This window comes from Paenibacillus terrae (genome assembly GCF_005217525.1).
Classification (GTDB): Bacteria; Bacillota; Bacilli; order Paenibacillales; family Paenibacillaceae; genus Paenibacillus; species Paenibacillus terrae_C.
The window spans coordinates 21,435-29,660 of record NZ_PNXQ01000007.1 but is presented as its reverse complement, the minus strand read 5'-3'; the positions used below and the strand labels follow the sequence as shown (position 1 = coordinate 29,660).

General features: G+C 49.1%; 7 protein-coding genes. 1 reads left to right on the top strand and 6 read right to left on the bottom strand.

Annotated features, from left to right (window positions below):
• From C1I60_RS07050 to pth, 4 genes are all read right to left on the bottom strand, one after another.
• The coding region (locus tag C1I60_RS07050) for a peptidylprolyl isomerase (protein ID WP_252361615.1) at nt 1–781 on the bottom strand (781 nt) is incomplete at its 3' end.
• The gene (gene mfd, locus C1I60_RS07045) at nt 765–4,292 is read right to left on the bottom strand and encodes a transcription-repair coupling factor (RefSeq protein WP_137061099.1); all 3,528 of its coding nucleotides are present in this window, start codon (nt 4,290–4,292) and stop codon (nt 765–767) included. The genes C1I60_RS07050 and mfd, both read right to left, overlap by 17 nt.
• 134 nt (nt 4,293–4,426) lie before the next feature.
• Entirely contained in the window at nt 4,427–4,657 is a 231-nt protein-coding gene (gene fin / locus C1I60_RS07040; RefSeq protein WP_137061098.1) for an anti-sigma-F factor Fin, read from the bottom strand.
• An 87-nt stretch (nt 4,658–4,744) separates the two neighbouring features.
• Nucleotides 4,745–5,305, bottom strand: a complete 561-nt coding sequence (gene pth, locus C1I60_RS07035) for an aminoacyl-tRNA hydrolase (RefSeq protein WP_137061097.1) — start codon at nt 5,303–5,305, stop codon at nt 4,745–4,747.
• Nucleotides 5,306–5,380: 75 nt separating this feature from the next.
• Here pth and C1I60_RS07030 point away from each other — a divergent pair, with 75 nt between their 5' ends.
• The gene (locus tag C1I60_RS07030; protein WP_137061096.1) at nt 5,381–5,581 is read left to right on the top strand and encodes a hypothetical protein; all 201 of its coding nucleotides are present in this window, start codon (nt 5,381–5,383) and stop codon (nt 5,579–5,581) included.
• Between the two features lie 69 nt (nt 5,582–5,650).
• On the opposite strand, the gene C1I60_RS07025 is transcribed toward C1I60_RS07030, so the two are convergent.
• Complete coding sequence (locus C1I60_RS07025; RefSeq protein WP_014279037.1) at nt 5,651–6,604, bottom strand: ribose-phosphate diphosphokinase; 954 nt, start codon at nt 6,602–6,604, stop codon at nt 5,651–5,653.
• A gap of 59 nt (nt 6,605–6,663) precedes the next feature.
• The gene (gene glmU, locus C1I60_RS07020; protein ID WP_137061095.1) at nt 6,664–8,061 is read right to left on the bottom strand and encodes a bifunctional UDP-N-acetylglucosamine diphosphorylase/glucosamine-1-phosphate N-acetyltransferase GlmU; all 1,398 of its coding nucleotides are present in this window, start codon (nt 8,059–8,061) and stop codon (nt 6,664–6,666) included.
• Nucleotides 8,062–8,226 lie beyond the last annotated feature (165 nt).

The following is an 8,226-nucleotide window of genomic DNA, read 5'->3' as shown; positions in this document are numbered from 1 at the left end:
GCTTCTCGGCTGCTTCCTTGAATGCAGGCACCCATTGAGCTACGGATGCATTCTCATACAAACCGCCATTGGAGGCCGAACCCGGATCTTCTGAGTATTTCTTGGCAATTGTCGCAAAATCAGCTCCGCCATCCAGCTTCGCCTTTACTTCTTTGGCCAGCTTGAGAGCATCTTCCTTCTTGCGTTCTTTTTTCGTTTTTGGATCCTGGAAATTAATCAGTACATGACGCACGGTTGCTGTCGTGAATTGATCTTTGTTTTTCTCAAATTCCTGTTTCAGCTGATCGTCCGTCACTTTGTTCGTCTCACTGTTGATCACCGTCATCACACGGGTAAAGTAATCCTTCACACCCTGCTCAGTCAGTTTTTGATCACTTAAAAATGTCTTGAATTTAGCATCTCCAACCGACTTTTTATACTGCTCCAGTTGTTCGGTTCCTTCTTTGGCGCCCTGTTCCTTGGACTTATCGTCTGCTTTTTCAGCCAGAAGCTTGTACACTACTTCTTGCTTGGCAATTTGCTCCCGCACCTGATCCGAAGCAAGCATCGCTCCATATTCCGGATACAGGAATTTCATCATACTGATCTCCTGGTTAAACTCATTTTCCGTAATGGTTCCGCCAGTGTAGGTCACGACAACCTTACTGCTGTCCTTCGGTTGGTCCTTGACCTTACTCTCCTCGGCTTGCTTCGTACATGCCGCCAGCACCGATATAGCCAGCACCGCGGCAATGGCCACCGATAGCATTCTCCAAGGTTTTCTTTTATTTGGTTGTGACATTTTGCAGTTCCTCCTTCAATGTGAATGCATCTTTTAGTGCACTCAAAAATTGCTCCAGCAGCTCTAGTATCTGTGGATCATCCAGACCTCTGCCTTTGATGCGTGCGCTCATAGGAGTGCCCTGTTCAAATTGTACACGTCTTTCAAAGCGATTGCCAATCTCCGCAAGTTTGGCGGTCTGTACCGCCTGCTGGCGCCCTTCGTGGAATTTCAACACGATGTTGTCATCCCGCTGGACAATGGACTCAATGCCATACATGCGTCCGTATACCTTGAGACGGGCTACAGCCAACAAATGACGCACAGCCTCCGGCAAATCACCAAAGCGGTCAACCAGCTCATCCTCCAGCTCCATTGCCTCGTCAAACGTGCTGACTGCTGCAACCTTTTTATAAATCTCAATCTTCTGAATACTGTCGTAAATATAATCTCCTGGCAGGTAAGCATCCACGCCCAAATCAATGGACGTACTCCAATTGCGATTCGACAGATCCTCTTCTCCAAGTACGCTGACCTTGCGCTTATTAATTTCCTCTGCCAGCATTTGCGAGTAAAGGTCAAAACCGACGGATGCAATGAATCCGTGCTGCTCTGCACCGAGCAAATTCCCCGCTCCGCGAATCGACAAATCGCGCATCGCGATCTTGAACCCGGAGCCCAGCTCCGTAAACTCCTTGATCGACTGAAGGCGCTTCTCTGCGACTTCAGTCAGCACCTTATCCCGCTGGTACGTAAAGTAAGCATAGGCAATCCGGTTGGAACGGCCTACACGCCCACGCAGCTGATAAAGCTGGGACAGCCCCATTTTATCGGCATCATGCACAATGAGTGTATTCACATTCGGAATATCCACCCCGGTCTCAATAATGCTGGTGCTGACCAGTACATCATATTCACCGTCCAGGAAGTCCAAAATCGTCTTCTCCAGCTCGGATTCGGACATCTGTCCGTGACCTACGCCCACCTTGGCATCCGGCACGAGCGCATTGATCTCGGCAGCCATTTCCTGAATACCCTGTACGCGATTATACAGGTAGTACACCTGTCCTCCACGTGCCATCTCGCGTTCAATCGCCTCACGCACCAACGTTTGGCTGTGCTCGACAACATAAGTCTGCACCGGAAAACGATTTTCCGGCGGTGTCTCAATGACCGACAAATCGCGAACCCCGAGCATAGACATGTGCAGCGTACGCGGAATAGGCGTAGCCGTTAACGTCAGCACGTCCACATTCGTTTTCAGCTTTTTCAGCTTTTCTTTATGCGTCACACCAAACCGCTGTTCCTCATCGACAATGAGCATCCCGAGATCCTTAAACACCAGATCCTGCGATAGCAGGCGATGGGTGCCTATGACAATATCGACGGTCCCCTGACGAACCCCTTTAATCGTCTCATTCTGCTCCTTGCGCGAACGGAAACGGCTCAACACCTGAATGTTGAACGGATACCCGGAAAAGCGCTCACGAAACGTCTCATAATGCTGCTGTGCCAAAATCGTCGTTGGAACTAACACGGCCACCTGCTTGCCCTCAATAGCCGACTTAAACGCAGCACGAATGGCGACCTCTGTTTTGCCGTAGCCTACATCACCGCACAGCAAACGATCCATCGGACGGCTTTGCTCCATATCCTTCTTGATCTCTTCAATCGCCCGAATCTGGTCACGTGTCTCTTCATACGGGAACATATCCTCGAACTCCTGCTGCTCTGGTGAATCCTTTTCAAAAGCAAAACCCGGCGCTGACTGCCGTTCAGCATACAGCTTGATCAAGTCGTCAGCAATGTCCTGAACCGAGCTGCGAACCTTGCTCTTCACACGTGTCCATTCATTACCGCCCAGCTTGTAAATCTTAGGTTCCTTGTCCTCTGAGCCGACATACTTCTGAATCAGATCAATCTGCTCAATCGGCACAGACAGCTTATCGCCGCCCGCATAGAGAATGTGCATGTAATCCTTGTGGATACCGCCAACCTCCAACGTGCCGATCCCCATGTACTTCCCGATCCCGTGATTCTGGTGTACGACATAGTCGCCCACCTTCAGCTCGCTATAGCTCTTAATCCGTTCCGCGTTGTCCACATGGCGGCCCTGCTTGCGTGCTTTACGCTGCTTTTGCGAGAACATTTCGCCCTCGGTAATCACCGCCAGATGAATAGATGGCATCTCAAAACCGCTTTGCAAATTGCCAATAGCCATCGTCGGCTCATCAATACCGTAATCGTGAAGCACCCGGCGCATCCGATCCAGCCGCTCGTCTCCACTCGCCAGCATCATAACCTGCGTGCCCGCCTTGCGCCATCGATCCATTTCCGCCTTGAGCACATTCATTTGGCCGTGGAAATCCTGCATGCCCCGGCAGATGAAATTCAAAATATTTTGCGGCTGCGTATGCGGAACCTGACGGAGAAAGATCGACAGGAACAACGTCTGGAATCTCCGGTTATACAGCAGATTGTCCGAGTTATCTGATAGCTCTAGCTGCGGTAACGTTTTACCGTTTTGAAGCAAATGCAGATTCCATTCGGACTCATCCCGTTCCAACTGCCTGGCTGTTTCCAGCATTCGCGCCGGCTCGTCAATAATCAGAATGGTATCTTCTGGCATGTAATCTGCCAAGGTTTTGCGTTCGGGATACAACAGCGAGATATATTTATAGATTTCGTCAAAATACACATGCTCCCGCAGCAGTTCAATTTCGCGGTGAATCTCCTCTTTCAGATGCAGCTTGGCCTGACGGTCTGTCATTTTACCGAGCTGCTCCTCCAACAGAATCGCAGCGGCATCTGCCGCCTGATCCATACGAGCGCTATCCGCTATGACTTCCTTGCATGGCGTTACGGTAACTTCCTGTACCTTTTCCACCGAACGCTGATCTTGCGGGTCGAACATACGAATGGAGTCAATCTCGTCATCGAACAGCTCCACGCGGTAGCCCCAACGGGTTGTCATCGGATAAAAATCGATAATCCCGCCACGGACACTCATCTCTCCACGTGATTCTACACGCTCCACCCGCTGGTACCCCATCTCGACCATATGCAGCAAGAACGACTCCAGTTGGATCGTTTCGCCTTCTTTCAGCTCGATTCGAGCTTCACGCCATGTCTCTGGAAGCGGCAGCAAACGCCGGACACCAGAAAACGGCACGACAACAATCCCACGAAATCCCTGGGCACATCGTATCAATACTTCAATTCGTTGGGATAGCGTCTCCGGGCTGGAAATGGCGGCCTCAGCAGCCACCAGCTCATTCGAGGGGTACAACAAAACCCGTTCAGGAGGAAGCGCTTCCTGCAAATCATCTGCTATTTTTTGAGCGGCAAACATATTGTGCGTCATGACCATGATCGGTCGTCCGGTATCTTCCGCAAGCGCGGCCATCAGTACCTGGCGAGAAGAGCCCGATAAGCCAGATATGAGCTGCTCCTTCATGCCTGATGAAATACCTGCTGCGATGGATGCATAATCAGCATCCTTGGTAAAAGCCTGAATAAGTGCTTGTAACAAAAAAGGCACCCCTTTATGCTTATAAATAGTTGCATGTAAACTGAAAAAGAAGCCTCAGCAATGCTGCCAAGGCTCCATAAGCGAGATTACCGCTTCACCTCTCAAGCTGGTATATGAGACCAGTTGAATACCTGTTATTGGAGCGGATTTACGAGCAGACTCAGCTCCGGATTATTTTCCAGTGCCTGGTTGCAGTGCTCGCAAATGACTTTGACGGTCACTTCACCGCCCGAATTATACGCTATTATATCTCTACGCTCGGCAGGGGTCAAGGAATGGAAGCCCAGCCTTTCTTCGGTTATTGCATCGGAATCAATCCGTCCCAAGAAAGTTCGACAATGTCTGCATACATAATTTACAATCATGTAATGTATATGCCTCCTGAAAGTTTTCTATACCTTTCAGTATGTCCAACAAACTTCCATTTAAGCCCATCCTGCCTGTTCCAGACCTTACTTATTGAATTCAGCCATGGTCCGTTCAAAAGGATGACCCAAGCTATATTCCAAAGCATCGCACGTGTCCTCTATCATTCCAGCAAGCAACTCCTTCTCCTTCTTCGGAAAGGTTCCCAGAACATAGTCCACGATGGCGTAGCCAGGCTCAGGGCGGGAAATGCCCATACGAACCCGATTAAAGGATTGTGTGCCCGTATGCTGGATAATCGACTTGATCCCGTTATGACCGCCTGCACTGCCTTGATACCGGAGTCTTATTTTGCCGACCTCTGTATCCAGATCATCATAAACTACGACCAAATCATCTATATCCGCTTTGTAATAGTCCATATAAGCACGCAAAGATTCGCCCGAGAGATTCATATAGGTCATCGGCTTGATCAGCACGGTTTTTACGCCGTCAATGTGTCCTTCTCCAATCAACGCCTTGCATTTACTTTGGTTAATCTGGATGTTATGGCGGGCCGCCAGAGCATCCAGCGCCATAAATCCAACATTATGTCTCGTTTTTTCGTATTGGGGACCGGGGTTGCCCAATCCTACAATCCACTTCATAAACCATGACACCCTCTTTCGAAGTCTTGATTTTTTGGTAAAATAGTTATACTGAACAGGAAGGTGCGTGCTAGTATGCTCAATCAGGGTGGTATCCTCTTATATGACAGCCATTTTCTTTATCATTTAAAACATTCGGTTCCTGTCCAGGTCTACGACGGGGATGTACATATCCAGATTGGCATCATTGCGCGTTTTAACGAGCATTTTGTCGAAATGGAGGACACGCTATACAATCGCCAGCGCTTCACCTTTATATCCAGACCGGGCTTTTAGCCTGACATGCTGATAGGGGTTACCTTTTCCAGTTGGAAGAGGCAACCCCTTTTTTTAATGAGCCAGCGCTTATTCGATTTCAAACAGTTTGCTGATTGACAATTCCTCATGCACACGGATAATGGCTTCTCCCATTAATGGAGCCACAGATAATACCTTCAGCTTGCTTGTCGGATTGGGGTGAACGATCGGAATGGTATCCGTCACGACCACCTCTTTTAACGGTGAATTCTCCAGTCTTTCCATAGCTGGCCCGGAGAGCACTGCATGCGTACAGCACGCGTACACGTCCGTTACGCCGCCTTCCTTGAGCGCATTCGCGCCCAGCACGATGGTTCCCGCCGTATCAATAATGTCATCAATTAGAATAGCGGTTTTACCCTCAATATTCCCGATGATGTTCATTACTTCACTTACATTCGGCTCAGGGCGACGTTTGTCGATAATAGCCAGCGGAGCATTCAGGAAATCCGCTAACTTCCGCGCACGCACAACACCGCCGTGGTCAGGGGAAACGACAACCGGATTTTCAATCTGCTTCGAACGGAAATATTGGGCCAGAATTGGCGCGCCGAACATATGGTCCACCGGAATATCAAAGAATCCCTGAATTTGCATCGCATGCAAATCCATACTGATTACGCGGTGAGCACCTGCTTTTTCAATCAGGTTAGCGACAAGCTTCGCTGTGATCGGATCACGTGAACGTGCTTTCCGATCCTGACGGGCATAGCCGTAATATGGCATAACGACATTAATGCTTTTGGCGGAAGCCCGCTTGAGTGCATCAATCATAACCAGTAACTCCATCAAGTTGTCGTTAACTGGCAGACAAGTCGACTGCACAATGTATACGTGGCAACCGCGCACACTTTCAGACAGCTTGATTTGGATTTCACCGTCACTAAACGATGTGGTATGGGATTCCCCCATTGGAATTCCGATGTAGTCCGCAATCTGGTGGGCCAACTTCGGATTGGAGTTACAAGTAAATATTTTGAGTTTGGAATCGCAATAAGTCATTTATAGAAACCCTCCGTGCTGATTCATTCATTACAGATCCAACAGCTTGCTGATTACGGTTATTCCGATCTTTTCTTCTTCGCTTTGGCACGTGCGCGGATTTTATCCGCATATCCGGCTTTGTTCTCTTGACGCGGTCTGGCAATGGCCAGATCGTTATCAGGGACAGCATGTGTTACGGTGGAGCCTGCTACGACATAAGCACCTTTTCCGATCTTAATTGGGGCGATCAGGTTCACATTACTGCCAATAAAGGAATCATCTTCAATTTCTGTAATAGATTTATTATAACCATCATAATTAACCGTTATTGCCCCGCAACCGATATTAACGTTTGTACCCACCTTGGCATCACCAACATAGCTCAAATGAGACACCTTGGAATGATCCCCAATGGTCGCATTCTTCACCTCAACAAAATCACCAATCTTCACATGCTCGCCCAGCTTCGCACCTGGACGCAGATAGGCAAACGGGCCTACAGATGTGCTGCTGCCTACTTCAGCTTCATTCAACACCGAATGCTTCACCGTTGCGCCCGAATGAATAATGGTATCCTGAATTTCAGTCTGCGGACCAATCACACAATCTTCGCCGATTTGCGTTTGACCGCGCAGCCACGTGTTCGGGTTCAACACTGTATCGGAACCAATGACAACCTCACTCTCGATGTAGGTAGAGGATGGATCAATGACGGTCACACCATTCAGCATATGCTTGCGCACAATGCGTTCTCTCATGTATCCCTCAGCCACTGATAAAGCGACCCTGTCGTTCACACCGATGGATTCCGACACATCATCTGTTAAATATGCCTCAACCTTCTCGCCTTCGCCATGCAAAATACCAATGACATCTGTCAGGTAGTATTCCTGCTGTGCATTGGTGTTGGTTACTTTGTCCAACGCTGCGAACAGCTTGGCATTATCAAAGCAGTACGTTCCCGTGTTGATTTCCCGAACAGCGTCTTCCTCAGGTGAGCAATCTTTCTGCTCCACGATCTTGAGCACTGCTCCCGCAGCATCACGGATGACCCGGCCATATCCCTTAGGGTCGTCCAGCTCAGCGGTCAGAATCGTTGCGGACGCTCCACGATTCTCATGTAGCTGCACCAAGCCCTCCAGCGTTTCCGCTGTAATCAAGGGGGTGTCTCCACAGATGACGATGGTCGTACCTTTCTCCTGACCGAGCAAGTCTTTGGCCTGCTTGACAGCATGCCCCGTTCCCAACTGCTCTGCCTGAAGCGCGTATTCTGCCGACGGTCCCAAATAGGACTGTACCGCTTCCGCACCGTGACCCACAATGACTACGCTGCGGGACACCCCGATCTTACGAACCGTGTCGAGTACATGACCGACCATCGGTTTCCCGCATACCGGATGCAGAACTTTATATAATTTGGATTTCATACGTTTTCCCTGCCCTGCGGCAAGAATGACTGCCAACCTTTCCAACAAGTCCAACCTCCTATCCTGAAAATAACAATTTCCCTTTGGCTAAAACGTTAATTTCCAGATCAGATTTTTGCTTAACTTTTCACAATCCTCCTGAAAAATAACGGCGAACCTTTAGTTAATGGCTATTTTTTCAGGCCAGCTTGTGCTGGACATTCATCCCTGGGA

Coding starts and splice junctions, on each gene's coding strand:
- fin (WP_137061098.1), bottom strand. CDS start 4,657: ATGATTGTAAATTATGTATGCAGACATTGTCGAACTTTCTTGGGACGG.
- pth (WP_137061097.1), bottom strand. CDS start 5,305: ATGAAGTGGATTGTAGGATTGGGCAACCCCGGTCCCCAATACGAAAAA.
- C1I60_RS07030 (WP_137061096.1), top strand. CDS start 5,381: ATGCTCAATCAGGGTGGTATCCTCTTATATGACAGCCATTTTCTTTAT.
- C1I60_RS07025 (WP_014279037.1), bottom strand. CDS start 6,604: ATGACTTATTGCGATTCCAAACTCAAAATATTTACTTGTAACTCCAAT.